The 1,229-nt window shown below is 30.2% G+C and carries 2 protein-coding genes; both read left to right on the top strand.

Going from position 1 to position 1,229, the window contains the following annotated elements; all coding sequences use genetic code 11:
• Nucleotides 1–42 precede the first annotated feature (42 nt).
• Nucleotides 43–381, top strand: a complete 339-nt coding sequence (locus HG1285_RS00865) for a twin-arginine translocase TatA/TatE family subunit (protein ID WP_008289542.1) — start codon at nt 43–45, stop codon at nt 379–381.
• Nucleotides 371–1,138, top strand: coding sequence for a twin-arginine translocase subunit TatC (gene tatC, locus HG1285_RS00870; protein ID WP_008289541.1), 768 nt, complete (start codon nt 371–373; stop codon nt 1,136–1,138). Before HG1285_RS00865 ends, tatC begins: the two co-directional genes overlap by 11 nt.
• Nucleotides 1,139–1,229: the final 91 nt, after the last annotated feature.

The following is a 1,229-nucleotide window of genomic DNA, read 5'->3' as shown; positions in this document are numbered from 1 at the left end:
TTTAAGATATAATTAAATTTATTTAATTTAGGAGATGGGTTTATGTTTGGAATTGGAATGACTGAATTAATAGTAATAATGATAGTAGCTATAATAGTTTTAGGTCCTAAGAGACTGCGTGAAGCAGTAAAACAGATGGCAAGAATATTTAAAGAAGTAAAATCTACAGTTGATGAAGTAAAAACATCTGTAATAAGTGAAATTGATGATATAAAAAAACTCCCTGATACATCTTTACAAGAAACAACAAAAGAAGACGAGTTTGAAAAAGAATTTCAGCAAGAATTAGCAAAACCTAAATATACAGAAGACTATCAACCTAAAAGAGAAAAAATTTCATTTAATAAAAAGTCAAAAGAGGAAAACATAAATGACGGATAAAATAAAAAATCCTGAAGAATACGAAGCACCATTAACTGAGCATTTAGCTGAACTCAGAGATAGATTAATAAAAAGTTTAATAGCCCTTTTTATTGGTGCAGTTGCTGTTTTTATGAAAGTTGAAATATTTTTTAATGTTTTCCAGACACCGCTTCATAAAGTTTTTCCTGATTTAAAGCTCGTTGCTTTAACTCCTACAGAATCATTTTTTACAGCCCTTAAAATATCACTTTTAATGGGTTTTGTAGTTTCATCTCCTATTATCTTTTATCAGGTATGGAAATTTATAGAACCTGCCCTTTACGAAAATGAGAAAAAACTTTTAATACCTTTTGTATTTTTTACAACACTGTTTTTTCTTGCAGGAGCAGCTTTTGCTTTCTGGGGAGTACTGCCACTGGCAATAAGATTTTTACTTAACTTTGGTTATACACAGCTTGATGTTGAGGCAATGCTTTCTGTAAGTTCATATATCTCTTTCGTTATAAGACTGATTATTGCATTTGGCATAACATTTGAACTTCCTGTAATATTATCATTACTTGCAAGGCTTGGACTTGTATCTCCAGAAGGTTTAAAAAGAATAAGACCTTACTTTATAGTAGGTGCCTTTGTTTTTGCTGCTATTATTACCCCGCCAGATGTAATAAGTCAGGTATTTCTGGCTTTACCACTTGTAATTTTTTACGAAATATCAATATATATGGCAAAAATTCTTTATCCAAGAAGCGAAAAAGCCAAAGGGGAGAAACAGTGATATATGCGGTAATAAAACTGTAAGATATTTTAATTTTTAAGTATCTTGTAAATGAGGTATATACCATGATTGAAAAGTATCAGATAAACGA

Source organism: Hydrogenivirga sp. 128-5-R1-1 (assembly GCF_000171895.1).
This window is presented reverse-complemented; position numbering and strand designations above follow the sequence as displayed.

What these genes read in the sequence shown, in the direction of transcription:
- HG1285_RS00865 (WP_008289542.1), top strand. Translation starts at nt 43, where the DNA reads ATGTTTGGAATTGGAATGACTGAATTAATAGTAATAATGATAGTAGCT.
- tatC (WP_008289541.1), top strand. Translation starts at nt 371, where the DNA reads ATGACGGATAAAATAAAAAATCCTGAAGAATACGAAGCACCATTAACT.